General features: G+C 74.3%; 23 protein-coding genes. 10 read left to right on the plus strand and 13 right to left on the minus strand.

From position 1 onward, the window contains the following. Positions 1-90 precede the first annotated feature (90 nt). A complete protein-coding gene (locus ACSNOA_RS02245; protein ID WP_436655685.1) occupies positions 91-663 on the plus strand; it encodes a snapalysin family zinc-dependent metalloprotease in 573 nt (190 codons plus the stop codon). A gap of 147 nt (positions 664-810) precedes the next feature. Here ACSNOA_RS02245 and ACSNOA_RS02250 read toward each other — a convergent pair whose 3' ends face one another. The 3 genes from ACSNOA_RS02250 to ACSNOA_RS02260 all read right to left on the minus strand — a co-directional run bounded on the left by ACSNOA_RS02250 (position 811) and on the right by ACSNOA_RS02260 (position 4153). Continuing rightward, positions 811-1722 (minus strand): hydroxymethylglutaryl-CoA lyase, encoded by a 912-nt coding sequence (locus tag ACSNOA_RS02250; RefSeq protein ID WP_436655687.1) that lies wholly within the window; start codon positions 1720-1722, stop codon positions 811-813. A 280-nt stretch (positions 1723-2002) separates the two neighbouring features. After that, positions 2003-3340 (minus strand): acetyl-CoA carboxylase biotin carboxylase subunit, encoded by a 1338-nt coding sequence (locus ACSNOA_RS02255; RefSeq protein WP_436655689.1) that lies wholly within the window; start codon positions 3338-3340, stop codon positions 2003-2005. A gap of 201 nt (positions 3341-3541) precedes the next feature. Next, the gene (locus tag ACSNOA_RS02260) at positions 3542-4153 is read right to left on the minus strand and encodes a TetR/AcrR family transcriptional regulator (RefSeq protein ID WP_436655691.1); all 612 of its coding nucleotides are present in this window, start codon (positions 4151-4153) and stop codon (positions 3542-3544) included. Between the two features lie 116 nt (positions 4154-4269). Between ACSNOA_RS02260 and ACSNOA_RS02265 the strand changes: the two genes are divergently transcribed. After that, complete coding sequence (locus ACSNOA_RS02265; protein WP_436655693.1) at positions 4270-5547, plus strand: MFS transporter; 1278 nt, start codon at positions 4270-4272, stop codon at positions 5545-5547. 45 nt (positions 5548-5592) lie between these two features. Here the strand turns inward: ACSNOA_RS02265 and ACSNOA_RS02270 are convergent, their stop codons facing one another. Beyond that, positions 5593-6750, minus strand: coding sequence for an FAD-dependent oxidoreductase (locus ACSNOA_RS02270; RefSeq protein WP_436655695.1), 1158 nt, complete (start codon positions 6748-6750; stop codon positions 5593-5595). 103 nt (positions 6751-6853) lie between these two features. Here ACSNOA_RS02270 and ACSNOA_RS02275 point away from each other — a divergent pair, with 103 nt between their 5' ends. From ACSNOA_RS02275 to ACSNOA_RS02285, 3 genes are all read left to right on the plus strand, one after another. Then, a complete protein-coding gene (locus ACSNOA_RS02275) occupies positions 6854-7429 on the plus strand; it encodes a TetR family transcriptional regulator (RefSeq protein ID WP_436655697.1) in 576 nt (191 codons plus the stop codon). Between the two features lie 69 nt (positions 7430-7498). After that, positions 7499-8026, plus strand: a complete 528-nt coding sequence (locus ACSNOA_RS02280) for a SigE family RNA polymerase sigma factor (RefSeq protein ID WP_436655699.1) — start codon at positions 7499-7501, stop codon at positions 8024-8026. Continuing rightward, positions 8023-9216 carry a hypothetical protein gene (locus ACSNOA_RS02285; protein ID WP_436655701.1) on the plus strand — a complete coding sequence of 398 codons (1194 nt, stop codon included), beginning with the start codon at positions 8023-8025 and terminating at the stop codon, positions 9214-9216. Before ACSNOA_RS02280 ends, ACSNOA_RS02285 begins: the two co-directional genes overlap by 4 nt. Before the next feature lie 41 nt (positions 9217-9257). Here the strand turns inward: ACSNOA_RS02285 and ACSNOA_RS02290 are convergent, their stop codons facing one another. The 3 genes from ACSNOA_RS02290 to ACSNOA_RS02300 all read right to left on the minus strand — a co-directional run bounded on the left by ACSNOA_RS02290 (position 9258) and on the right by ACSNOA_RS02300 (position 11433). After that, a complete protein-coding gene (locus ACSNOA_RS02290; RefSeq protein WP_436655703.1) occupies positions 9258-10160 on the minus strand; it encodes a sulfurtransferase in 903 nt (300 codons plus the stop codon). A gap of 70 nt (positions 10161-10230) precedes the next feature. Further along, positions 10231-10998 carry an SGNH/GDSL hydrolase family protein gene (locus ACSNOA_RS02295; RefSeq protein WP_436655705.1) on the minus strand — a complete coding sequence of 256 codons (768 nt, stop codon included), beginning with the start codon at positions 10996-10998 and terminating at the stop codon, positions 10231-10233. Positions 10999-11103: 105 nt separating this feature from the next. After that, positions 11104-11433, minus strand: a complete 330-nt coding sequence (locus ACSNOA_RS02300) for a hypothetical protein (RefSeq protein ID WP_436655707.1) — start codon at positions 11431-11433, stop codon at positions 11104-11106. Between the two features lie 154 nt (positions 11434-11587). Here ACSNOA_RS02300 and ACSNOA_RS02305 point away from each other — a divergent pair, with 154 nt between their 5' ends. The 4 genes from ACSNOA_RS02305 to ACSNOA_RS02320 all read left to right on the plus strand — a co-directional run bounded on the left by ACSNOA_RS02305 (position 11588) and on the right by ACSNOA_RS02320 (position 14985). Continuing rightward, positions 11588-13357 carry a proline--tRNA ligase gene (locus ACSNOA_RS02305; protein WP_436655709.1) on the plus strand — a complete coding sequence of 590 codons (1770 nt, stop codon included), beginning with the start codon at positions 11588-11590 and terminating at the stop codon, positions 13355-13357. Positions 13358-13414: 57 nt separating this feature from the next. Beyond that, positions 13415-13840, plus strand: a complete 426-nt coding sequence (locus ACSNOA_RS02310; RefSeq protein ID WP_436655711.1) for a CBS domain-containing protein — start codon at positions 13415-13417, stop codon at positions 13838-13840. Between the two features lie 66 nt (positions 13841-13906). Further along, a complete protein-coding gene (locus ACSNOA_RS02315; RefSeq protein WP_436655713.1) occupies positions 13907-14329 on the plus strand; it encodes a SufE family protein in 423 nt (140 codons plus the stop codon). Positions 14330-14349: 20 nt separating this feature from the next. After that, entirely contained in the window at positions 14350-14985 is a 636-nt protein-coding gene (locus ACSNOA_RS02320) for a DsbA family oxidoreductase (protein ID WP_436655715.1), read from the plus strand. Positions 14986-15115: 130 nt separating this feature from the next. Here ACSNOA_RS02320 and ACSNOA_RS02325 read toward each other — a convergent pair whose 3' ends face one another. The 6 genes from ACSNOA_RS02325 to ACSNOA_RS02350 form a co-directional block, all read right to left on the minus strand. Beyond that, positions 15116-15664 carry a YbaK/EbsC family protein gene (locus tag ACSNOA_RS02325; protein WP_436655717.1) on the minus strand — a complete coding sequence of 183 codons (549 nt, stop codon included), beginning with the start codon at positions 15662-15664 and terminating at the stop codon, positions 15116-15118. Positions 15665-15779: 115 nt separating this feature from the next. Beyond that, the gene (locus ACSNOA_RS02330) at positions 15780-15974 is read right to left on the minus strand and encodes a hypothetical protein (RefSeq protein WP_436655719.1); all 195 of its coding nucleotides are present in this window, start codon (positions 15972-15974) and stop codon (positions 15780-15782) included. Between the two features lie 37 nt (positions 15975-16011). Beyond that, complete coding sequence (locus ACSNOA_RS02335; RefSeq protein WP_436655721.1) at positions 16012-16797, minus strand: SDR family oxidoreductase; 786 nt, start codon at positions 16795-16797, stop codon at positions 16012-16014. A gap of 114 nt (positions 16798-16911) precedes the next feature. Beyond that, positions 16912-17046: a hypothetical protein gene (locus tag ACSNOA_RS02340; protein WP_436655723.1), complete on the minus strand. Its 135-nt coding sequence runs from the start codon at positions 17044-17046 to the stop codon at positions 16912-16914. Between the two features lie 30 nt (positions 17047-17076). After that, complete coding sequence (locus ACSNOA_RS02345) at positions 17077-18447, minus strand: MFS transporter (RefSeq protein WP_436655725.1); 1371 nt, start codon at positions 18445-18447, stop codon at positions 17077-17079. Between the two features lie 102 nt (positions 18448-18549). Further along, positions 18550-18810: a hypothetical protein gene (locus tag ACSNOA_RS02350; RefSeq protein ID WP_436655727.1), complete on the minus strand. Its 261-nt coding sequence runs from the start codon at positions 18808-18810 to the stop codon at positions 18550-18552. Positions 18811-19029: 219 nt separating this feature from the next. On the opposite strand from ACSNOA_RS02350, the gene ACSNOA_RS02355 reads away from it, so the two are divergent. Continuing rightward, on the plus strand, positions 19030-23478 hold the full coding sequence (locus ACSNOA_RS02355) for an HAD-IC family P-type ATPase (protein ID WP_436655729.1): 4449 nt from the start codon (positions 19030-19032) through the stop codon (positions 23476-23478). Positions 23479-23487 lie beyond the last annotated feature (9 nt).

Raw genomic sequence — 23487 nt, forward strand, 5'->3', positions numbered from 1 at the left:
ACTCGACCGGCTTACGCCAACGTATTGATAGATCTCTATATCTATGGCTAGGCTCCTGACACCCCGACACCTTCCGGATTGGAGTGAGCCATGACCTCACGGATCACCCGGCTCGCGGTCGCGTCCGTCGCGACGGCGGTGGCCACGCTCGGCATCACGGTCGCGAACCCCGGCCCCGCGTCCGCCGCCATGACCATCTGCTACAACACCAGCCAGGCGCCGAGCTACGCCAGCATCGCCAACCAGGCCGCCTCGATCTGGAACAACGCCACCACGAACCTGACCCTGTCGGCCAACTGCGGCTCCAACCTCCGGATCTACCAGATCACCGGGGGTGGCTCCTACGCCGTCCGGACCAGCCTCGGCAACGGGCGCGTCTACATCGACACCCAGCAGGCCCAGCAGTACAGCCCGCTGCGGATCATGACGCACGAGATCGGGCACATCCTCGGCCTGCCCGACAACTACAACGGGAACTGCGCGATCCTCATGTCCGGCGGCAGCGCCGGCACGAGCTGCACCAACCCGTACCCGAGCACCACCGAGGCCAACCGCGTCAGCAGCCTGTTCGCCGGCACCCTCAGCAGCGAGCGCGCCACGGACAGCACCGGAAGCCAGGTCTTCCGCGACAGCTGGCCGGCCGTCCCCGCGACCGTGGGCTGACCGACGGATCCCGCCACGACGGAGGGGCCGGCAGCGTGCTGCCGGCCCCTCCCCGCGTTTCCGGACCGCCGGCCGGGCCCGAGCGTCGCGGCCCACTTCCGGGCCCTGTCGCGCGTCCGGGCCATGTCGCGCCTGGTCCGGGCGTCCTCAGCCGGCCAGGCGGGTACGCGGGCCCGCGCGCAGCACCCCCGAGGGGAGCTGGCGGCCGACCAGCTTCTCGGCCAGCTCGGCCACCTCGATGAGCGCGTCCAGGTCGATGCCCGTGTCGATGCCCATGTCGTGCAGCATGTGCACCGCCTCCTCGGTGGCCAGGTTCCCGCTGGCCCCCGGGGCGTACGGGCACCCGCCGAGACCGCCCACGCTCGCGTCGAACTCGGTGACCCCGAGCTCCAGCGCGGTGAGCAGGTTCGCGAGGGCGGTGCCCCGGGTGTTGTGGAAGTGCAGCAGCACCGGGACGTGCGCGTTGCGGTCGCGTACGGTCGTCAGCAGCTCGCGGACCCGCCGCGGCGTACCCATCCCCGTGGTGTCGCCGAACGCGACCCGGTCCGCCCCGTCACGGACGACCCGGTCCACGATGCCCGCGACCCGCTGCGGGTCGATGTCGCCCTCGTACGGGCAGCCGAAGCTGGTCGCCACGATCACCTCGGCGCGCGCGCCGGCACCGTGCAGCAGGTCGATCAGCTCGGCGATGTCGTCCAGCGACTCCTCCGTCGAGCGGTTGACGTTGCGCCGGTTGTGCGTGTCGCTCGCCGACACCACCACCTCGATCTCAGTGAACCCGGCGGCCAGGGCACGCTGCGCGCCGCGGGTGTTCGGCACCAGCGCCGAGTAGCGCACCCCGTCGACCCGGCTGGCCCGCTGCCACACCTCGTCCGCGTCGGCCATCTGCGGGATCGCCTTGGGGTGCACGAAGGACACCGCCTCGATCCGCTTGACGCCGGTGCGGGAGAGCGCGTCGAGCAGGCGCACCTTGGCGTCGGTCGGGATCGGGTCCTCGTTCTGCAACCCGTCGCGGGGCCCGACCTCGCGGATCGACACGGAGTTCGGCAGGCTCGTCATAAGGGGTCACCTCACTGTGACGCGGTGCTGGTGCTGGGTTCTCCCAGCATGTCACCCCGGCGGCCGTCCCCGCCCCCGCCAACCCGCCGCCCACCCGGCACCCGCCGGGCGGGGGCGCGGCGCCCGCCCGGGCGGGGCCCCGGCGCCCGCCCGGCGGGTTGATCATGAAGTTATTGCCGCGACACGCCGCGATGAAGGGCAATAACTTCATGATCAACGAGGAAAGCCGGGGCGGGTCGGGGGGCCAGGGCGGCCCCGGCGGGGCGGGTGGGCCGGCGGGTCAGCGCATGCGGGACACGATGGCGGTGTCGTAGTCGCCCGAGACGAACTCCCGGTTCTCGAGCAGCTCGGCGAAGAACGGCAGGTTGCACTTCGGGCCGGCGATCTCGAACGCCGCGACCGCCGCCCGCGCCCGCTCGACGGCCTCGGCCCGGTCCGCGCCGCTGATGATCAGCTTCGCCATGAGGCTGTCGTAGAACGGCGTCACCGTGTTGCCCGCCACGTACCCCGAGTCGACCCGGATCCCCTCGCCGACCGGCTCCGTCCACACGCGGATGGCGCCGGGACCGGGCAGGAACCGCTTCGGGTCCTCGGCGTTGATCCGCAGCTCGATGGCGTGTCCGCGCGGGTCGAGGGCGTCCGGGTCGAACGTCGGCGCGAGCCCCGAGGCGACCCGCAGCTGCTCCTCGACCAGGTCGATGCCGTGGACCAGCTCGGTGACCGGGTGCTCCACCTGGAGCCGGGTGTTCATCTCGAGGAAGAAGAACTCGTTCGTCGCAGGGTCGAGCAGGCATTCGACGGTGCCCGCGTTGCGGTAGTTCACCGCCTCGCCCGCGCGCACCGCCGCGGCCAGGAACCGCTCCCGCAGCTCCGGCGAGACGGCCGGCGACGGGGACTCCTCGACCAGCTTCTGGTTGCGCCGCTGCACCGAGCACTCCCGCTCGCCGAGCGCCACCACCCGGCCGTCGGCGAGGCCGAGGATCTGCACCTCGACGTGGCGTACCCGGGGGAAGTAGCGCTCGATGAGCACGGAGCCGTCGCCGAACATCCGCTCGGCGAACGAGCGCACCTTGTCGTACTCCGTGCGCAGCGCCGCCTCGTCGGTGGCCACGCCCATGCCCATGCCTCCGCCGCCGGCCGCGGCCTTCACCATCACCGGGTAGCCGATCTCGGCGGCGGCCGCGACGGCCGCGGCCAGGTCGGCGGCCGGCTCGGTGGTGCCGGGTGCCACCGGCACGCCGGCCGCCGCCATGAGGTTCCGGGCGTTGATCTTGTCGCCCATCGCGGCGATCGCGTCGGCGCCGGGCCCGACCCAGGTCAGCCCGCTCGACTCGACCGTACGGGCGAAGTCGGCGTTCTCCGACAGGAAGCCGTAGCCGGGGTGGATGGCCTGGGCGCCGGTCTTCCTGGCGGCGGCGAGGATCGCCTCCACGTTGCGGTAGCTCTGGGCCGGGTTGGCCGGGCCCACGCACACCGCCTCGTCCGCCTCGGTGACGAACGGCAGGTCGGCATCGGCCTCCGAGTGCACCGCGATCGCACGGATCCCGAGCTTCTTCGCGGTACGGATGATCCGGCGCGCGATCTCGCCACGGTTGGCGATCAGCAGCGACTCGATCATGGTTTCCTCCAGCGTCCAGGGGTGGGGACGGTGTCAGAAAACCACGCGACCACCAACCCTCACAAAACCCCCGCCCCGGGCCGCACAGTCGCCTCGCCGAGTTGATCAAGAGCATTGCGTCACGCTCCGGCCCGAAATGAGGCGAAGGTCTTGATCAACAGACGCCGGCGGGCGGAGCGGGGGGTGGTGCGGGTGGGCTGATCAGGCCAGCAGGGCTGCCAGGGTGGCGCCGCGGAGCAGTTCGGCTCGACGGCGGCGGTCCACCTCGCCGCCGAGGAACGGCGTCGAGTTCATGAGGCCGAACGCCGCGTGCGCCAGCACCCGGGCCTCGCCGTCGGGCATGCCGGGGTGAAGGGCGGTGAGCACGGTCACCCACTCCTCGACGTAGAGGCGCTGGAGCCGCCGGATCCGGCGGCGCGGCTCGTCGGGAAGGCGGTCCAGCTCGTGCAGGTGCAGGGCGATCACCGCGGGGTTGGCCAGCGCGAAGTCGACGTGGAACTCGATCAGCGACACCAGGGCGGCGCGCGGGTCGCCGGGGTGGGCCGCGGCCCGCTCCCGGCCGCCGGCGAGCAGGTCCTCGCTCACCGGGACGAGCGCGGCGACCAGCATGGCCTCCTTGCCCGCGAAGTGGTGGTACAGCGCGGGCCCGGTGACCCCGGCCGCCGCGCCGATGTCGTCCATGGAGACACCGTGGTAGCCGCGGGCCGCGAAGAGCCCCATGGCGATCTCGAGGATCTCGTCCTTGCGGGAGCGGCGCCGGCCCGCGTTCGTCGCACCGCCCGCCGCGCCCCGTGCCTGCTGCTCCACCGTCACCGGGCAAGCGTAGACCCGCGCCGACGGCGAGGTGGAGGCACGGTTACCGACCGGTTCGGCCACCTTTCCGCAGGCGGCTTGACCCTCGAGCGGGTCGAGCCCGCACGGTGGCCGGCATGCCCAGGAACCGTCTCGGTCGCGACTACCACCTGCTCTGGTCGGCGGCCGTCTCCTCCCGTCTCGGCGACGCGCTGCGTACCCCGGCCCTGGCCCTGCTGGCCGCGACCCTGACGCGCGACCCCCGGCTCATCGCGGCGGTCACCGTGGCCGGGCAGGTGCCGCCGCTGCTCTTCGGCCTGTTGGGCGGCGTGTACGCGGACCGCTGGGACCGGCGACGGACGATGGCGGTGGTGGACGGGGTACGCGCCGCCGTGGTGGCCACGCTCGCCGTGGCAGTCGCCGTGGAACGGGTGGACGTCACGACCCTGCTGGTGGCGGCGTTCCTCCTCGCCACGCTGGGCACCCTCTTCGACGCCGCCTCGTTCGCGCTGCTTCCGGCGCTGGTGCCGCCGGCGTCGCTGTCCCGGGCCAACGGCCGCCTCCAGGCGGGTACGGCGATCGCCGGCGGCTTCGTGGGCGCCCCGGCCGCCGGCGTGCTCTTCGCGGCCGCGGCCGCGCTCCCGTTCGCCCTGGACGCGCTCACGTTCGCGCTCGCGGCCGCCCTCGTCCTCGCCCTCTCCCCGCGATCTTGCACTTTCCGCCCGGACGACTCGGGATCAAAGCTGCGAACCGAGGGCCGAAACTCCAAGATCGCGGACAAGGGATCGGTGTGGGGGGAGATTGGTGCGGGCCTCCGGTTCCTTCGAGGGGATCGGACACTGTGGCGGGTCACGCTCCTCGCGGCGGCCACCAATCTCGCCATCAGCGGCCTGCTCGCGATCGTCGTGCTCTACGCGCTGGAGGTGCTGCACGTGCCGCCGGCCGCGTACGGGCTGTTCACGGCCTCCGCGATCGTGGGCGCCGTGGGCGGGGCGCTCGCTGCGGGCCGGCTCGCCGCCCGGCTCGGCACGCTGCCGGCGCTGCGCCTGGTGCTGGCCGCGCAGACCGTGGCGCTGGCCGGGTTCGCGCTGGCCCGCCAGCCCGTGCCGGGCGGGATCGCGCTGGCCGTCTTCGCCGCCGGCACGTCCGTGTGGAACAGCCTCTGGGCGTCGTACGGGCAGCGGAACGTCCCGGCCGCGCTGCTCGGTCGGGTGGGCGCCGCGCAGCGCATGGTGGGGCTGGTCGCCGCCCCGGTCGGCGCGGCGCTCGCCGGGCTGGTCGCGGCGGCGTACGGGACGATTCCCGTGGCGGTGGGCGCCGCCGGCGCCTTCGCCGCGGTCACCCTCGCGGCGTGGCGGGTGCTGAGGCGACCGGGCACGCCGGCGTGGTCCCGCGAGACCGTCACCGCCGGATAGGCGGCCGTCCACGGCCGGTGCGCGAGCCCGGAGAGGCGATGCCGGCTAGCCCGGCGTCCGCTCCCGGTGCGCTAGCCCGGAGAGGCGCAGGGCGATCCGCTGCCGGGCCGGCGGCACCGCGCCGAGCAGCCGGAGCAGCAGGTCCCGCGCCGGCCGGCGGGCCGGTGGCAGGGTGGCCAGCCGGGTCAGCCCGGCGGCGAAGCGCAGGACGTCCTCGGCCAGCGGCCGCTGGCGGGCCGCGTACGCGTCGAGCAGCGCGTCCGGCCCGCCGGCGAGCACGTCGGCCAACGCGGTGCCGAGGGCCACGGCGTCGCAGATGCCGAGGTTCATGCCCTGACCGCCGGCCGGGCTGTGCACGTGTGCCGCGTCGCCCGCGAGCAGCACCGGCCCCGACCGGAACGTGGCGGCGATCCGGTGGTGCACCCGGAACCGTGAGCCCCAGAGCACCTCGGTCACCCGGTCGGGCCGGCGCGCGGGCCCCCGCTCGTCGAGCAACGCCTGGAGGTACGCGGTGTCCGGCGCCGAGGGCGCCTCCGGTGCGGTGGCCACCAGCCGCACCACCTCGTCGGGCAGCGGCGCCCAGATGAGCGGGCCCGACCGGGCGAGGAAGAGCGCCGCCTCGTCGCGCGGCAGCGCGCTGCGCACCCGGACGTCGGCGAGCACGAACGACTCCTCGTCGGCCGGCCCGGTGAAGTCGATGCCCGCCTCCCGCCGGACGGTGCTGTGCATACCGTCCGCGCCCACCACGAACCGGGCGCGCAGCTCATCGCCGTCGACGTGCGCGACCACCCCGTCGGCGGTGCGGGTCAGGGCGGTGAGCCGGCACGGCCGCCGCACCCCCACACCGAGGTCGGCCAGCCGTTCGGTGAGCACCGCCTCGGTGACCGACTGGGAGACCATCAGCGCGTAGGGAAAACGGGAGGGCAGCCGGTCGAACGGCACCGCGAGCAGCATGCGGTCGCGGTCCCGCACGGTGAAGCGCGGCGCCCGCACGCCCCGGGCGACGAGCGGCGCGGCGGCGCCGATGCGGTCCAGCATCTCCAGGGTGTACGCGTGCACGACGGCCGCGCGGGAGGTCACCGGCGGCCGGTCCAGCTGGTCGAGCAGGGTGACCTCGACGCCGCGTCGGGCCAGGGTCAGCGCGGTGGCGAGCCCGGTCGGGCCGGCCCCCACCACCAGGACGTCGGTGCGTTCGGGGAGCATGAGCCACCTCCGGTTGCCAACGCGTGTTTGCCAACGCTTGTTGACTGAACAGTAGAGGTGGGTCGTCATCGATGTCAACGCTTGTTGGCATACAGTCGCCGACATGACCGCCGCGACCCCCCGCGCCCGCCGCTCCGACGCCACCCGCGCCGCCATCCTGCGCGCAGCCCGCGAGCGGTTCGCCGCCGACGGATACGACCGCGCGACCATCCGGGCCATCGCCGCCGACGCCCGGATCGACCCGTCGATGGTGATGCGCTACTACGGCAGCAAGGAGGGGCTGTTCGCGGCGGCCGCCGAGTTCGACCTGCGGCTACCGGACCTGACCGACGTGCCGCCCGGCCAGCTCGGTGAGGTGCTCGCCCGGCACTTCGTCCGCCGGTGGGAGGGCGACGAGACGATGGCCGCCCTGCTCCGTGCCGCCAGCACGAACCCGGGGGCGGCCGAGAAGATGCGCGGCATCTTCGCCGACCAGCTCGTCGCGGCCGTGGCCGCCGCCGGCACGGACCCGGCGGACACCGCCCAACGGGCCGGCCTGGTCGCCGCGCAGGTCCTCGGCCTCGCCTTCACCCGCTACATCGTCCGGTTGCCGCCCATGGTGGAGATGTCGCCCGACGAGGTGGTCGCCTGGGTCTCGCCGACCCTCCAGCGTTACCTGACCGGGCGGCCCGGACGATGACCCAACCATTCACCGCTTCCCGTGCGTCTGGCAGGTGACGCGGAACGCGACGGCCGGGGAGGAGGGCGGATGGGACCGGCGGCGGGCGACGGGCGGGACGGTTACGTGGCCTTCGTGGAGAGTCACCAGCACCGGCTGCTGCGCGCCGCGTACCTGGTCTGCGGCAACCGGCACCAGGCCGAGGACCTCCTCCAGGACGCGTTGCTGAAGCTCGCGCTGCGGTGGTCCGCGGTGCGCGAGGGCGACCCGGCCGCGTACGTGCGGTCGATCCTCTACCGCGACGCCGTGTCCTGGTGGCGACGGCGACGGCGGGAGTGGCTCAGCGCGCACCCGCCGGAACAGGTGGTCGCCGACCGCGACGGCGCGCTCAAGCTCGCGCTGCATCAGGCGCTCGGCCTGCTGCCGCCGCGCCAACGCGCGGTGCTCGTGCTGCGCTACTTCGAGGACCTCACCGAGGCGGCGACCGCCGACGTGCTGGGCGTGAGTGTGGGCACCGTGAAGAGCCAGTGCCACGACGCGCTGCGCCGGCTCCGCCAGGTGGCGCCCGAGTTGGGCCGCGACGACGGCCTTGCCAGCGGGATGGAGGTGAACCGGTGACCGAGGAGACCATCGCCCGGCTGCTGACGAGCGCGGCAGAGGACGTCCGGCCGTCGCAGCCCGCGGCGGCGAGCTGGGAGCGGGCCGCGCGGGTCAGGCGTACCCGCCGGGCCGCCGGAGCGGCCGCCCTGGCGGTGGCGCTGCTGAGCGGCGGCGCGGCGGTGGCGCTACGGCCGGCCGCCGAACCACGTCCGACGGCGACCGCGTCACCGTCCGCCGCACCATCCGCGTCGCCGTCCGCCGCTCCCGTCGTCACGCCGCCGGCCGAGCTGCACTATCCCGGCCATCCGCTGGGCCGCCTCCTCGACCCGCCGGTCGCCCCGCTGTCGACCCGACCGGTACGCCAGGCGCTGGCCCTCTACCAGCCGATCGACCGGAACACCAGGGCGGGCGGCGTCATCCGGGTGCTCGGCGACGACGGCTTCGTCCGCACCCTTGACGTCGTCACCCCGGGGCCCACCAGGGATCGGGGCGGCAACGAGGCTGCCGCCCTCAAGCCCGGAACGCTCTCACCGGACGGGCGGACGGCGGCCTTCGCCCAGACCGGCGGGCTGATCCTGGTCGACCTGACCACGGCGACGTCCCGTCGGGTGACCCTCGACGGGTACCTGGAACTGGTGGTCTGGTCGGGCGACCGGGTGCTGGTCGGCGGCGACGACCGGACGTACGCGGTAGATCCCGCCTCGAACACGGCGACCCCGATCGACGTGTCGACCTGGGACGTGGTCGCGCCCGACCCGGCGACGCCGGCCGACACCCTGCTGGAGCTGTCCGGCGGCCGCAGCGGCATTGTGCTGACCAGGAAGTCCGCTCAGGACGGCGCGCTGCGCGCCGCCGGGTCGGCCGGCTGGAGCACGGACCTGCCGACGGACTACGAGATCAACGAGTTCTACGGACACGGCTGGCAGCACGGCTTCCAGGTGGCCCGCGCGGCGTGGCTCAAGGCGAGCCAGTTCGACGGCGTGGAGGGCGTGGCCCTGTTGGACACCCGCACCGACCACGTCACCCGCCTGCTCGATCTCGGCCGCGAGGGCCGCTACAAGGCCTGCTGCGAGGTGCTCGGTTGGGATGCACGCGGCGGCGTGCTGCTGCGGCACAACCCCGGCGGGATCATCCGGTGGCAGCCCGGGACCGGCGAGGTCACCGGCGTGCTGCCCGAGCTGCCCGGCCAGGTGTCCCTGGCGCGCTGACGGCCCGCCCCGTTTCCGGGACGGGCCGTCGGGAACGCCGGTCAGGGGTTGAGGCCGCCCGGCTGGTCGCCCTTCACGACGGGCGCCCGGACGAGGTTGCCCCACTCGGTCCACGAGCCGTCGTAGTTGCGCACCTGCGGATAGCCGAGCAGGTGCCGCAGCACGAACCAGGTGTGGCTGGACCGCTCGCCGATCCGGCAGTACGCCACGATGTCGTCGTCCGGGCTCAGCCCGAGCTGGTCGGCGTAGATGGCGCGCAGCTCGTCGGCGGACTTGAACGTGCCGTCCTCGTTGGCCGCGGACTTCCACGGCTTGTTGACGGCGCCCGGGATGTGCCCGCCGCGCAGCGCGCCCTCCTGCGGGTAGTCCGGCATGTGCAGCATCTCGCCCGTGTACTCGCCCGGCGACCGGACGTCGACGAGCGGCCGGCCCGCGGCGACGTGCGCCATGACCTGCTCGCGGTACGCCCGCAGCGGGGCGTCGTCACGCTGCGGCACCGGGTACTCGGCGCGCGGCCGGGTCACCTTGTCACGGCTCAGCTCCCGCCCCTCGGCGATCCACTTCTGCCGGCCGCCGTCGAGCAGCCGCACGTCCGGGTGGCCGAAGAGGGAGAAGACCCAGAGGGCGTACGCGGCCCACCAGTTGAAGTTGTCGCCGTAGAAGACGACGGTGTCGTCCCGGCCGATGCCCTTGGCGGCACACAGCTCGGCGAAGCTCTTGGCGTCCAGGTAGTCCCGGGTCACCTGGTCGTTCAACTCCAGGTGCCAGTCCACCTTGACGGCGCCCGGGATGTGACCGGTGTCGTAGAGCAGCACGTCCTCGTCGGACTCGACGACGACGAGGCCCTCGTCGCCCAGGTGCTCGGCCAGCCACTCGGTGGTGACCAGGCGCTGCGGCTCCGCGTACGACTGAAGGCGGGGATCAGGATCGCTCGGCACAGACATGATCCCCAAGGTACGCCCGATGGCCCGCGGCCGACCCCCAAACGTGACGGGGCAGGCAGGCCCCGAGACCTCAGTCGGCGATCGGGCCGAGCGAGGGGCGCTTCGCGGTGACCGTGTCGCCGGACGAGCGGCCGGTGAGCCGCCGCTTCAGCCAGGGCGCCAGGTGCTGGCCGGCCCACCGCAGGTCGGCGGCGCGCGCCGACAGCCACGGCGTGGGCTGCGGGTGCGGCGGCACCATGAGCCACTCCTCGTCGCAACCCACGCCGAGCGCGTCCAGCACCTGGCCGGCGACGCGGCGGTGCCCCGCCGGGGAGAGGTGCAGGCGGTCCGTGCTCCACAGCATCGGGTTGAGGTACGTGTCGTCGGCGTACAGGTCCACCATGATCGCGCCGTGCCGCTCGGCGGTCTCGCCGACCGCCCGGTTGAGCAGGTCGACCCGGGGGGCGACCAGGCGCTGACCGGGGAGCCGGGCCATCACGTCCGCGAACCGGAAGATCAGGACGTCGGCGCCGATGGCCCGGAACTGGCCGACGATCTCGTCGAAGCGGGCTACCAGCGACACCCCGTCGAAGCTTCGCCGCAGCACGTCGTTGCCGCCGGCCGCGAAGCTCACCAGGTCGGGCTTCATCGACAGCGCCTCGGGGACCTGGTTGGCGACGATGTTGGGGAACAGCCGGCCGCGGATGGCCAGGTTCGCGTACCGGAAGTCGGGGCCGGCCTCGGCGGCGAGCCGGGTCGCCACCAGGTCGGCCCAGCCGCGGTACGTGCCGTCCGGGTAGGGGTCGTCCATGCCCTCGGTGAAGCTGTCCCCCACCGCCACGAAGCTGCGCCAGCGCACCGCGGCCTCCCTCACGATCCCTGGTTGCCTGCGGCGACCAGTTTGGCACCGTGCCCCGCCTGCGCGGTGCCCGCCGAGGAACGAACGTGGCGGAGGTCATCGGTTTCACCCGGGCTCGACGATGCCCCTCCGGTACGGCCCCCAGGCGACGAACCGCTCGAGCAGATCACGCGGTGTCGGGCCGTCGTGCGGGTTCAACCGGAACAGGTCGTGACTCGCCTCGTGATAGAGCCCGGACAGATAGATCGCCAGATCGACCGGGCTGGCGTCGTACTCGACCCGGAGGAGCAGCCGAGCCTCCGCGCACGGCCACGGCCGCCCGCACGCCCGGCAGAGCCAGATCGGGCGTACGGGCAGGTGTGGCGGGCCCGGTGCTGACCTTCGACCCCCGGGCCTGGCGGGCCTTCGTCGAGCGCACCAGGGGCCACTGACCACCGCTTGATCCACACCAGATCGGCGAAGTCGCGGTGTCCGACGCACCGGGACACCGCAACTTCGGCGAAACGGTGTTGATCAAGCCCGAGTCGGCGCCGACCGAGCACCCGGAAACCCGTCGCCCACCCGGCGGTCCCGGTCGTACGCTGCGCCAATGTTGCTGCGTATGTCGACTCTGCTGCTCCGGACCCTGCGCGAGGACCCGGCGGACGCGGAGGTGCCGAGCCATCGGCTCCTGGTGCGGGCCGGCTACATCCGCCGTGCCGCGCCGGGCGGCTACGCCTGGTTGCCGCTCGGCAAGCTCGTGCTGGACCGGGTCGCCGAGGTGGTCCGCTCGGAGATGACGGCCATCGGCGACCAGGAGGTGCACTTCCCGGCGCTGCTGCCGGCGGAGCCGTACCGCACGAGCGGCCGGTGGGCGGAGTACGGCGACGACATCTTCACCCTCGCCGACCGCAGGGGCGCCGAGCACCTGCTCGCACCGACCCACGAGGAGTTGGCGGCGCTGCTCGTCAAGGACCTGTTCTCGTCCTACCGGGACTTCCCGACGACGCTGTTCCAGATCCAGACGAAGTACCGGGACGAGGCCCGGCCGCGGGCCGGCCTGCTGCGCGGGCGCGAGTTCCTCATGAAGGACGCCTACTCGTTCGACCTGGACGAGGCGGGCCTCCAGGCCGCGTACGACCGGCACCGGGCCGCGTACCGGAAGGTCTTCGACCGGCTCGGTCTGGAGTACACGGTCGTGCACGCGATGTCCGGGGCGATGGGCGGTTCGGCCTCGGAGGAGTTCCTGGCCGCCACGCCGGTCGGGGAGGACACCTTCGTCGGCTGCACCGCCTGCGACTACGCGGCGAACACCGAGGCGGTCACCACCCGGGCGCCCGCGGCGGGCGACCCGGACGCCCACTCGCCGGCCGAGGTGCACGACACGCCGGACACCCCCACCGTCGCCAGCCTCGTCGACCTGGCGAACGCCCGCCGTTACGGCGGCCGGGACGACTGGACCGCCGCCGACGTCCTCAAGAACATCGTGCTGACCGTACGCCGGCCGGACGCCGACGAGGCCGAGGTGCTGGTGATCGGTCTACCGGGCGACCGCGAGGTGGACCTGAAGCGGGTCACCGCGGCGCTGCACCCGGCCACGGTGACCGTCTTCGAGGACTGGGAGCAGCACCCCGAGCTGGTCCGCGGCTACATCGGCCCGCAGATCCTCACCAAGCTCGGGCTCCGTTACCTGGTCGATCCCCGGGTGGCGCCCGGATCGGCCTGGCTGACCGGCGCGAACGAGCCCGGCCGGCACGCCGTCGACGTGGTCAGCGGCCGTGACTTCACACCGGACGGCACGATCGAGGCCGCCGAGGTGCGGGCCGGGGACCCCTGCCCGGCCTGCGGCACCGGCGAGCTGACCATCCGCCGGGGCATCGAGATCGGGCACATCTTCCAGCTCGGCCGCCGGTTCACCGACGCGTTCACCCTGGACGTGCTCGGCCCGGAGGGCAGGCCGGTGCGGCCCACCATGGGCTGCTACGGCATCGGGGTGTCCCGGGCGGTGGCCGCGATCGCCGAACAGCACCACGACGACCGGGGCCTCGTGTGGCCGGCGTCGGTGGCGCCCTGCGACGTACACCTGGTGGCGGCCGGCAAGGGGCCGCAGGTGGAGGCGGCGCTCGACCTCGGCGGTCGGCTCGCCGCGGCGGGCCTGCGGGTGCTGGTCGACGACCGCGCGGGCGTCTCGGCCGGGGTGAAGTTCACCGACGCCGAGCTGATCGGCATCCCCTACGCCGTCGTGGTCGGCCGCCGCCTCGTCGAGGGGTACGTTGAAGTACGCGACCGGTCGACCGGCGAGCGGACCGAGCTGCCGGTGGACGAGCTGGTTGACCGGCTCGTCCACCAGGTGCGCCCGGCGCGCGGGCACCTGGTGTAGCCGGCGCGTCACGGGGTACCGCACCCGGATAGGCGGTACGCGTTCCTGGAGGCTCTCATGACCGGTTACCGGGTCAGTGACGTGATGACCAGGCAGGTGGTGTACCTGCCGGCGGAGACCACTCTGGACGAGGCGGCCACCGTGATGAAGGAGGCCGACATCGGCGACGTGGTGGTCACCGACGGCGCGAGCCTGGCCGGCATGCTGACCGACCGCGACATCGTGGTCCGGGCCGTAGCCGAGCGGGCCAACCCGGCCACCACCACCATCGGCTCGATCGTCACGCGCGAGGTGGTGATGATCGACCAGCACGCGACGGCCAACGAGGCCGCCACCCTGATGCGTGAACGCGGGATCCGGCGGGTGCTGGTCTGCGACAACGACCGCAAGCTCGTCGGCGTCGTCTCGCTCGGCGACCTGGCGATGCAGCTCGACCCGCAGTCCGCGCTCAGCGAGATCAGCGAGCAGGCGCCCACGGTGTGACGCACCGATCAGGGCCCCCGACCGGTAGCGGTGGGGGGCCCTGATCAGCGGCGGTAGCCTCGACGCATGTCTGCCATGCCGGCCAGGTTGGCCGAGATCGTCGACGAGTTCGCCGCCGCGCCCCGGGACGTGGTGCTGGAGATGCTGCTCGAGTACGCCGATGTCATTCCTCCGCTTCCGCCCGGCGACCGGGAGGGCATGGAGCAGGTGCCCGAGTGCCAGACGGCATTCTTCCTGCGCGCCCGGGTGACACCCGAGAAGACGGTCGAGACGCTCTTCGACTGCCCGCCGGAGGCGCCGACCACCCGCGCGTTCGCCGGCATCCTGGCCGAGGGCCTGGCCGGCGCCAGCGCCGACGAGGTGCTCGCCGTGCCGGACGACCTCTACCAGCGGATGGGGTTGGCCCAGGCCATCAGCCCGCTGCGGGTCCGCGGCGGCACGGCGATCCTGGCCCGGCTCAAGCGCCAGGTCCGGGAACAACTGGGCTGACGTGCGGGTTGCCACCGATCATGGAGATCGAGATCTACGCCGACGTGGTGTGCCCGTGGTGCTACATCGGCAAGCACCGGCTGGAGCAGGCCCTCGCCTCGTACGACGGTGAGGTGACGGTGCGCTTCCGGCCGTTCCAGCTCGACCCGTCGCCCGTACCCGAGCCGCTCCCGGTGGTCGACGCGCTCGCCGCCAAGTTCGGCGGCCCCGCCAACGCCCGGCAGATGGTCGCCCGTGTCACGGAGGCGGCGGCGGGCGCCGGGCTCCGGCTCGACTACGACCGGGCCATCGCCGCGAACACGTTCGACGCGCACCGGCTCGTCGCGTACGCCACCGAGCGCGGCCGGGCCGCAGAGGTGGTGGAGGCGCTCTACCGGGCGCACTTCGTCGACGGGATCGACGTCGGGTCACGCGAGGCGCTCGCCACCCTCGCCGGGCAGGTCGGGCTGGACGCCGCCGACGCGCGCCGCTTTCTCGACTCACCGGAGGGGCGCAAGGAGGTGGCCGCCGAGCTGGCGAAGGCACGCGACCTGGGCATCAGCAGCGTGCCGACGTTCGTGCTGGCCGGCAAGTACGGCATCAGCGGCGCCCAGGAGCCCGAAACGATGCTCGCCGCGCTCGCCGAGGTCGAGCGCCTGGAGTCCGGCGCGAAGTGACGCCCGTCGACCCGGTCGGCCATCGACGTCCGTGATGTTTCACGTGCAACGGTATCGACGGCGATGATCGGCCGGGCGACACCGGGCCGCCGCTGAGCCGCGACCGGCGCGCCTTCTCAGCCGCGCTTCCTCAGGCCGGACGCGCCAGGTCCTCGATCACCTGCGCCCCGGGCAGCGCGCCGAGCGCCGGGCCCGGCAGCACGATCTTGCTGTGCCGTACGCCGGAACCGATGATCACGTGCGGCGTGGCAATCACCCGGGAGTCGACCAGGATCGGCCACTGCTCGGGCAGGCCGATCGGCGTGATCCCGCCGTACTCCATGCCGGTCAGCTCGACAGCGTCCGCCATCGGCGCGAAGCTGGCCTTGCGCACGTCGAGCGCCCGGCGGGCCACCCCGTTCACGTCGGCCCGGGTCGTGGCGAGGATGACGCAGGCCGCGTAGCGGACCACGCCCTCCCGCTTGCCGGCCACCACCACGCAGTTCGCGGAGACGTCGAGCCCCACCTCGTACGCCGCGCAGAACGCGGCCGTGTCGGCGAGGTCGGCGTCGATCGGTGCGACCAGCACCTGGTCGGCGTCCACCGGAGCGTCGGCGGGCCACAGCCCGAGAGCCGCGGCGACCGGCGGAGCGAGCAGGTCGGGGCGGGTGCGGGCGGGTTCGGTCTTCAGCGTCCCCATCACGGGTGCGATCCTCGCACCCGCAGCCCGGACTCGCCCACCCGCAGCGCCGCCGGTCCGCCCGGTGGGAAGGCCGGCGGGCCACCCGGGCGGGGCCCGGACGACCCCGCCGCGGTCAGCTACCGGTGAGGAACGCGTTCTCCTTGATGAACGTACGGTCCCGGTGGGCCGCGAGTTCCTCGGCGCGCAACGCCTGGGCGCGGCGCACCTCCAGGTCCTCCATGGCGTGCCGGACGGCGACCCGGATCACGCCGTAGAGGAAGACGAAGCCGAAGCAGTACAGGATGACGGCGGTGACGACAGCGAACATGCCGTCACGTTAGGTCGAACGTGAACGGGACACGTTCTCATCTCCCGCCGGTTCCCCCGTACGTGTCCGCGAGGTGGTCCGCCCAGGTGCGGGTGCCCCGGGGCAGGGCCGTCGTGACCAGCCCGCCGTCCCGCAGGGCGCGGCCGAGCCGCCCCGGGATCCGCACGGGCAGCAGCGGCCGGCGGGAGTGCCGGGCGGCTCGCCAGGCGCGTACCGCCTCGTCGAAGCGCAGCACCTCGGGCCCCCCGTACTCCTCGATGCCGCGCAGCGGCCCCGCCGTGAGACGGGCCGCGAGCCGTGCCGCGACCTCGCCGGGGTCGACGGGCTGGGCGAGGATCGCGCGGTCCCCGATCATCGGGCCGAGCCGGCTCGACGCGCGCAGCAGGTCATCGAGGAGCTGCGGGAACTGGGTGGCCCGCAGCACCGACCACGGCACCGGGCCGGCCGCGACGACCTGCTCGGCTGCGAGCTTGTGCCGGTAGTACGGGATGGGCACCCGGTCCACACCGACGATCGAGATGTACACGAGGTGCCCGACGCCGGCGCCGCCGGCGGCGACCGCCAGCCGGCGGGTGCCGAGCACGTCGACCTGGTGGGTGCGCCGCCCCGTGTTCGTCGCGGACGCCAGGTGCAGGACCGCGTCGACACCGGCCACCGCCTCGGCCAGTCCCGCGCCCGTGGCCAGGTCGGCCACCGCCCACTCCACCGTCGGATCCGTACGCGGCCGCCGGCTCATGGCCCGTACCGTGTGGCCGTCGTCGAGCAGCCGCGGCAGCACCGCCTGGCCGAGCCGACCGCCGGCCCCGGTGACCAGCACCCTCATCTCGTCCTCCTCGTCCACGTGCCGGGCCTCGCCCGTCCCGCCACCCGGACGGGGCTGCCGGCCCCGAGGTGACCGGTTGTGCGCCACGTCACGGCGGCCCCGACCGGCACCGTCTCAGCTCACCAGGTCCAGCACGGTCACCACCGCGTAGAACGCCATCACGATCTCGCCGATCACCCAGGCGTGACGGTCCGACCAGTGCCGGGTCCGGGGCAGCTCCGCGACGGCCCGCCGACCGGCCAGAATCACGCGGGCAGGGGCGGGGCGGCCGGGTCGGGGTCAGGCCGGTCGGGGGGTTACCCGGGTGGCCAGGAGTGCGCCGAGGAGGGCCAGGCCGGCGGCCACGGCGAGGGTCGCGAGGTAGCTGCCCGCGCCGGGCGCCGACCCGGCGGCGAGCACCGCGCCGGTCAGCGCCAGCACGGTCGCCGCGAACAGCGAGTCGCCCAGTTGCAGCGACGAGCTGTTGCGACCCTGCTCACCGGGGGCGGACAGCTCCAGGGTGAGCACGGACAGCGACGGGTAGAGCAACCCCATGCCGGTCCCGGCGACGGCCCAGCCGAGCACGCCCACGGCGATCGGCGTCCCGGGCGCCACGGTCGACGCCACCGTGCCGATGCCGACCGTGATGCAGGCCAGCCCGACACGCGGCAGGGTGGCGCGGGAGGCCGGGGCGGGCATCCGCCCCTGCACCCACGAGCCGGCGGACCAGGCCAGCGCCCCGACGGTGAGCACCAGCCCGGCGGCCGTCGGCGAGAGGCCGCGCTCCCTCGACAGCATCAGCGGGATCACCACCTCGGCGCCCACGAACGCCGCCGAGGCCAGGCCACGCAGCCCGATGACGGTGGGCAGCCCACGGGCGGCCCGGAGGAAACCGGCGGGCAGGAGGCGGGGGGCGCAGACCAGCAGCCCGGCCACCGCGACCGCCGTGAGGACCACGGCCGACGCGCCGCGCTGCTGTCCCCCGATGTGCAGCAGTGCGGCGCTCACCCCCGCCCCGCAGGCCCAGCCGACGCGCGCCACCGCGCCGGCCGGTGGCGCCGTCACGGCGATCCGGGCGATCGAGCGCAGCCCGGGACGGATGAGCAGCCCGGCCGGCACGGCCACGGCCGGCACCGCCAGGAACACCCACCGCCAGTCCAGGTGCTCCACGACGAGGCCGGCCACCGCGGGGCCCACCAGGGACGGTACGACCCACGCGGCGGCGAAGGCCGCGAAGATCCGCCGGTGCAGTTCCTCCGGGTACGCCTGACCGACGATCACGTACAGCGCCACCGACAGCAGCCCGGACCCGAAGCCCTGCACGACCCGGCCGACGACGAGCACCGCCATCGTCGGGGCGGTGCCCGCGACGACGAGACCCACCACGAACCAGACGAGCCCCTGCCACATCGACGGCCGGGGTCCGCGGGCGTCGCACCAGATGCCGGAGAGCACCATGGCGAGCACGCTGGCGGCGAACGGCCCGCCGAACGCCAACCCGTACAGGGCGAACCCGTCGAGGCTGCGGGCGACCGTCGGCATCGCCGTACCGACGGCCAGGGATTCGAAGGCGAGCAGCGAGATGAGCGCGACACTGCCCACCGTCATGGCGCGCAGCCGTGGGGCGAAGAGCCCCGGTGCCGGCGGCGCGGGCGCGACCGCCGCGGTCACGGACGGCCACCGGGCGCGGCGACCCTGAGCGCAGTGTTCAGCATGCGCCCAGCCTGCGACCTCAACCCCGATTCAGGTCAACCGGGGGTGACCCGGCTCTCGTCACGCCGTCTGGAACGCCTCGCCGATGCCCTTCACGAGTCCCGAGAAGTGCTGGTCGGCGAGGAGGTGCCCGGCGGTGATCACCAGGGCCATCGGCCACTCGATGACCTGGAACGCGGCGAGCAGCCCGAGCCCCGCGTAGTAGGCGAGCTTGTCGGCGGGTGGGACCGCGACCTCGCCCAGCATCGGCACCTGGACGCGGCGGGAGTACATCTGGACGGTCTCGCGCGCTCCGTTGAGGTGTCGGGTCAGTGTGCTCATTCCGGCCTCCCCCGATCGACGCCTGACAGCCGCCGCTTTCCACGACCGATCCGGTCCATGCGCCGCCGACGGCGGAAAGTCGCGCCGCTCGGGGGGCATAACGGACGGTACGCCGGGAAGCCAGGCCGCCGGACGCGAACGAGTGGGAGGCGAGATGGCGTACGGCAGGGTCGTCGGCACCGGGGAGTCTGGCCGGTACTCGTCCGGCCGCAGCCCTCGATGACGGCGGCGGGCCGCGTCGCCGCCCGGCTCCTGCCGCCGGTCGGCGTACCGCAGCTGGTGGGGGAGGCCTCGCGGACCGTCGGCTCCGCCGCGTCGCGACTGGCCCGCTTCGCCGGGCTCGCCAACCGCCGGGTCTGGTCCCGGCCCGGCCGGCACCACATCGAGGTGCACGGTGTGTGCCAGGACGGCGGGGACGCCCTGGCCCGGCAGGTCGAGAGGGCGCTGGAGGGCATGCCCGGCGTGGCCTGGGCCCGGGTGAACGCGCCGTCCGGCCGGGTGGTGGTGGCCGTCGAGTCGCCGGAGCCGAAGCTGCGCGACCTGATCGCGACGATCGCCCGGGTCGAGCGGACCTGCCCGTACGAGCCGGACCCGGAGGTGCCCCCGCCGCATCCACCCGAGGAGGGCCCCCGCACCCCGCGGACGCTGGGCGCGCTCGCCTCGGACGCGCTGGGCCTGGCCATCTCCGCAGCCACCCGGATCCTGCCGTTCACGCCGGTCCCCGGGGAGGTCGCGGGTCTGCTCGGTGCCGTGGACATGCACCCGCGACTGCACGCCCTGGCCGGTCGCGGGCTGCGCGCCGACCCGCGCGCCGACCTGATCTTCCCGCTCGCCGAGGCGGTGGTGCAGGGCCTCACGGGCGGCTGGGCCGGGATCGTCCTCGACGGCGCGCAACGGATCGTGCAGTGGGGCGAGGACCGGGCCCAGCTCATCGTGTGGGAGAAGGCCGAGCCCCGGCTGACCGGCGACCCGGAGCGGGCCGTGGCCCGGTGGCCGGTGGCCGAGCGTCCCCGCCCGAAGCCGGACAGCCCGCTCGAGCGGTACGCGATCCGGATGATCGCGGCCGGCGCGGCGGCGACGGCGGGCGCCCTGCCGGTGGTCGGGAGGAAGCGGGCGGCGGCGCTCGGACTCTCCGCGCTGCCCAAGGCGCCGGGGAGTGGCCGCGAGGGGTTCGGCGCCCAACTCGGCCGGATCCTGGCCCGCCGCGGTGTGATCGCCATGGACCGGGGCGTCCTGCGCGAGCTCGACCGGATCGACACCGTCGTGCTGGACGCCGCCGTGCTCGGCTCCGACCGTGGCGTTCTCGCCGACCTGGCGCCACTGCCGGGCGCGGACATCGGGCAGGTGGCCGAGCGGGCGTTCGCCCTGTTCGACCCCGAGGACCCGGACCGCCTGCACGAGGCCGACGGCTGGCGGATCGGCCCGCTGGACCGGCTGGACGCCGACGACCCGGGCGACACCGACCACAGCGCGCGGCTCCGCGCCGAGCGCGGTCGACTGCTGGGACTCGCCACGGGGGGCACCCTCGCGGCCCTGCTGCGGGTGGACGCCGAACCGGCGCCGGGCGTCGACGGGCTGCCCGCCGCGGCCCGGCACGCCGGGTTGCGGCTTCTGGTGGCCGGTGACGACGAGCGGCGGCACGGCTTCGCCGACGCCGTCCTGCCCGGCGGCGACCGGCTCGCCGAGTCGGTCCGCTCGCTGCAGCGCGACGGCGCCGTCGTGATGCTCGTCTCGGGAGACCGGGCGGCGCTCGGCGCCTCTGACTGCGGTCTCGGGATCTACGGCCCCGACGACCTGCCGCCGTGGGGCGCCCACCTGCTGGTCGGCACCGACCTGCGGGTGGCGGCGCTGCTCATCGGGGCGGTCGGGGTGGCACGGCGGAACACGCGGCAGAGCATCCGCCTCGCGATGGCCGGGACCGGCCTCGGTGCGCTCAACGCGTTCACCGCCGCACCCGAGCAACTGCCCAACCGGAGCCTGCTCGCCGTGAACGGCGCGGCGGCGTTGGCCTTCGGCAACGGCGTGTGGCGGGCCAGCCGGCTGCCCAAGCCGGACGACACGCCGGCACCGGTCGTCACCGCCTGGCACCTGATGCCGGTGTCGACAGTCCTCGACCGGCTCGACACCACGCCGGACGGGTTGACCAGCGGCGAGGCGCAGCGACGACACACCGGAGGGGGCGGCGACGCCCAGACGGGCGGGCTGCTCCGCGCCTTCGTCGACGAGCTGTCCAATCCGCTCACCCCCGTTCTGGCGGCCGGCGCCGTGCTGTCCGCGGCGTTCGGCTCGCTCGTGGATGCCGCCCTCGTGGGCGGGGTGGTCGGCGGATCGGCGCTGATCGGCGCGGTGCACCAGCGCAACACGGAGCGCTCTCTCGCAGAGCTGCTGTCCCGTTCGGCGGTCACCGCCCGAGTGCGGCGCGACGGCACGGACCGGGTGATGGCGGCCGACGACCTCGTACCGGGCGACGTCATCCAGCTGGAGCCCGGGGACGCGGTGCCCGCGGACTGCCGGGTCATCGAGGCGGTGGGTCTGGAGGCGGACGAGTCCTCCCTCACGGGCGAGTCGCTGCCGGTGGGCAAGAGCGCGGACCCGGTGGTGGCCGCCGCCGTCGCGGAACGCCACTCCATGGTCTACGAGGGCACGACGATCGCCGCCGGGCACGGCACCGCCGTGGTGGTGGCTACCGGCGCCGAGACGGAGGCCGGTCGCAGTCTCGCGCTGGCCCGGCAGGCGCCCCCGTCCGGCGGGGTGGAGGCTCGACTCGGCCGGCTGACCCGAGCCGCCATCCCGCTCGCGGCCGGATCGGCGGTGGCCGTGGCCGGCGCCGGTCTGCTCCGGGGCGTGCCGCTGGCGCAGACCGCCGCGACCGCCGCGAACCTGGCCGTGGCGTCGGTGCCGGAAGGGCTGCCGTTCCTCGTCAGCGCCGCGCAGCTGGCCGCGGCCCGGCGGCTGGCCGACCACGGCGCGCTGGTCCGCAACCCGCGCACGATCGAGGCGCTCGGCCGGGTGGACGTGCTCTGCTTCGACAAGACCGGCACCCTCACCGAGGGACAGTTGCTGCTCGCCGGGGTCGGCGACGGCGACGCCACCCGGTACGCCGCGGTCGACCACCTCGACGACCGCCTGCGGCTCACCCTGGGTGCGGCGCTGCGCGCCACCCCGGGCGCCGCAAATCCCGAGGAGCTGAGCCAGCAGACGGACCGCGCCGTCCTCCAGGGCGCCTCGGCCGCGGGCGTGGTCGAGCAGACCGGCGCGGCGGGCTGGCGGGCGGTCGGTGGCCTGCCGTTCGAGCCGTCCCGGGGTTATCACGCGAGCGTCGGCGAGGGTGCGGACGGCCTGTTGCTGAGCGTCAAGGGCGCTCCCGAGTCGGTGCTGCCCCGCTGCGCGTCCCGCCGGGTCGACGGACGGGAGCAGCCACTGGACGACGCCGGCCGCGCCGAGCTGTATCGACTGCTCGCCGACCGGGCCGGCGCCGGCCACCGGATCCTGGCGGTCGCCGAGTGCCCGGTGACCGACCGGACGGTCACCGACGAGCAGGTCCGCGACCTCAGCTTCGTGGGTTTCCTGGCCCTCGCCGACGGCGTACGCAAGAGCGCGGCCCCCGCCGTGCGCCGCATCCGGCAGGCCGGGGTGCACACCATCATGATCACCGGCGATCATCCGGCGACCGCCGAGGCGATCGCCGCCACCATCACCGAGCACGACGAGCAGCGGGTGGTGACCGCCACCGACCTCGACCCGCTCGACGACGAGGCGCTCGCCGAGCGGCTGGCCCGCACCGACGTCGTGGCCCGCTGCACGCCGGCCCACAAGGTACGGATCATCCAGGCGTTGCAGAAGTGCGGCCGTACCGTCGCCATGACGGGGGACGGCGCCAACGACGCTCCGGCGATCCGCCTGGCCGACGTGGGCATCGCGCTCGGTCAGCGGGGCACCCCGGCCGCCCGGGCCGCGGCCGACCTGGTGGTCACCGACGACCGGCTGGAGACCATCATCGCGACGCTCGTCGAGGGACGGGCCATGTGGTCGTCGGTACGCCACGCGCTCAGCATCCTGGTGGGCGGCAACCTCGGCGAGATCGCGTTCAGCATCCTGACGGCGGCGGCGACCGGCCGGTCGGCGATCAACGGACGCCAGCTCCTGCTGGTCAACCTGCTCACCGATCTGGCTCCCGCCCTCGCCATCGCGGTGCGTCCGCCGGCCGCCGACCACGCCGACGACCTGCTGCGGGAGGGCCCCGACACGTCGCTCGGCGAGACGTTGAACCGGGAGATCGGCCTCCGTGCCGCGGCCACCACCCTCGGCGCCACCGCCGGCTGGACGTTGGCCCGCTACACCGGTACGCCCCGGCGCGCCGGCACGGTGGCGCTGGTGTCCCTCGTCGGTACGCAGCTCGGCCAGACCGTGCTGGCCGGCGGTACGAGCCCCGCGGTGCTCGCCTCCACGGCGGCCTCACTCGGCGCACTGGTCGCCGTGGTGCAGACGCCCGGGCTCAGCCAGTTCTTCGGCTGCACGCCGCTCGGCCCGGTCGGGTGGGGGATCGCCGCCGGTTCGGCGTTCGGCGCCACGTTCGCCAACGGCGCGCTGGGCCGGCTGGTGGAACGCCTGCCGCAGGCCACGCGCCCGGCCGACGTCGAGCACGGGGGCCACGCGCCGAAGGGGTGAATCCTCCGC

The sequence above is a fragment of the Micromonospora sp. URMC 103 genome (genome assembly GCF_051386435.1).
Taxonomy (GTDB): Bacteria; Actinomycetota; Actinomycetes; order Mycobacteriales; family Micromonosporaceae; genus Micromonospora.

Bases quoted from the DNA above. Each gene is read 5' to 3' on its own strand.
- ACSNOA_RS02245 (WP_436655685.1), top strand. From the start codon at position 91: ATGACCTCACGGATCACCCGGCTCGCGGTCGCGTCCGTCGCGACGGCG.
- ACSNOA_RS02250 (WP_436655687.1), bottom strand. From the start codon at position 1,722: ATGACGAGCCTGCCGAACTCCGTGTCGATCCGCGAGGTCGGGCCCCGC.
- ACSNOA_RS02255 (WP_436655689.1), bottom strand. From the start codon at position 3,340: ATGATCGAGTCGCTGCTGATCGCCAACCGTGGCGAGATCGCGCGCCGG.
- ACSNOA_RS02265 (WP_436655693.1), top strand. From the start codon at position 4,270: ATGCCCAGGAACCGTCTCGGTCGCGACTACCACCTGCTCTGGTCGGCG.
- ACSNOA_RS02270 (WP_436655695.1), bottom strand. From the start codon at position 6,750: ATGCTCCCCGAACGCACCGACGTCCTGGTGGTGGGGGCCGGCCCGACC.
- ACSNOA_RS02275 (WP_436655697.1), top strand. From the start codon at position 6,854: ATGACCGCCGCGACCCCCCGCGCCCGCCGCTCCGACGCCACCCGCGCC.
- ACSNOA_RS02280 (WP_436655699.1), top strand. From the start codon at position 7,499: ATGGGACCGGCGGCGGGCGACGGGCGGGACGGTTACGTGGCCTTCGTG.
- ACSNOA_RS02290 (WP_436655703.1), bottom strand. From the start codon at position 10,160: ATGTCTGTGCCGAGCGATCCTGATCCCCGCCTTCAGTCGTACGCGGAG.
- ACSNOA_RS02305 (WP_436655709.1), top strand. From the start codon at position 11,588: ATGTTGCTGCGTATGTCGACTCTGCTGCTCCGGACCCTGCGCGAGGAC.
- ACSNOA_RS02310 (WP_436655711.1), top strand. From the start codon at position 13,415: ATGACCGGTTACCGGGTCAGTGACGTGATGACCAGGCAGGTGGTGTAC.
- ACSNOA_RS02315 (WP_436655713.1), top strand. From the start codon at position 13,907: ATGTCTGCCATGCCGGCCAGGTTGGCCGAGATCGTCGACGAGTTCGCC.
- ACSNOA_RS02320 (WP_436655715.1), top strand. From the start codon at position 14,350: ATGGAGATCGAGATCTACGCCGACGTGGTGTGCCCGTGGTGCTACATC.
- ACSNOA_RS02325 (WP_436655717.1), bottom strand. From the start codon at position 15,664: ATGGGGACGCTGAAGACCGAACCCGCCCGCACCCGCCCCGACCTGCTC.
- ACSNOA_RS02330 (WP_436655719.1), bottom strand. From the start codon at position 15,974: ATGTTCGCTGTCGTCACCGCCGTCATCCTGTACTGCTTCGGCTTCGTC.
- ACSNOA_RS02335 (WP_436655721.1), bottom strand. From the start codon at position 16,797: ATGAGGGTGCTGGTCACCGGGGCCGGCGGTCGGCTCGGCCAGGCGGTG.
- ACSNOA_RS02350 (WP_436655727.1), bottom strand. From the start codon at position 18,810: ATGAGCACACTGACCCGACACCTCAACGGAGCGCGCGAGACCGTCCAG.
- ACSNOA_RS02355 (WP_436655729.1), top strand. From the start codon at position 19,030: ATGACGGCGGCGGGCCGCGTCGCCGCCCGGCTCCTGCCGCCGGTCGGC.